Below are 609 nucleotides of genomic sequence, written 5' to 3'. Positions count from 1 at the left end.
GGTCGGTCCGGTTACTGGCCAGAAACCACGCGTCTTTCATGCCACTCTTATGACAACAATAGACCCGTTCGACAGGCTGTCGCTGCCCAGTTAGCTCCACCGCTTTGAGGGTTCGGGTGCGCCCGGTCGGCGTTAGCCAGTCCCGAGCTGGAACCTGCTCTACACCAGGGTAACCAACCAAAACATTTCCTTTAAATCTAATGAGATAAGCAAAGCCTAGCTCTTGCTCCAGGCGTTCGAACAGCTCCATGTAACCAAAGCCGCGGTCAGCTACTACCGTCACGAAGATACCCTCTGGCAACGTCTGCTTGAGCTTGGTGAGCAGCTCTTTCTCATGGGCATTGCGTTGCCCTTTGAGCAACGATTTCCGATGGGTTTTCCACAGCAGCGGAGTACTGCGACCGTGGTTGGTTTGCAGGCTGATAACCAAGGTACTGTGATCATCGGCATCGAATTCGGTCCAGTCCATGGAGACTACGATCTCGGTACGTTCACCGACCACATAGGGCACCCAATCGTCAAAGAGGCTCCAGACATTGAGCTTGGTGTTAGTGAGCAGGCGATCCACCTGTTTAACCGCATGTTTACGTTCGAGACCGTTGGCCAAGG

1 pseudogene is annotated in these 609 nt (G+C 53.9%); it reads right to left on the bottom strand.

What is annotated here, in order from left to right:
• Window positions 1-609, bottom strand: a pseudogene (locus OKC27_RS22840) (IS4-like element ISAs18 family transposase); the annotation flags it as partial.

The organism is Aeromonas sp. QDB62, assembly GCF_027705695.1.
Classification (GTDB): Bacteria; Pseudomonadota; Gammaproteobacteria; order Enterobacterales; family Aeromonadaceae; genus Aeromonas; species Aeromonas allosaccharophila.
Note: the sequence above shows the minus strand (reverse complement) of the source record. Positions and strands in the feature narration are given on the sequence as shown.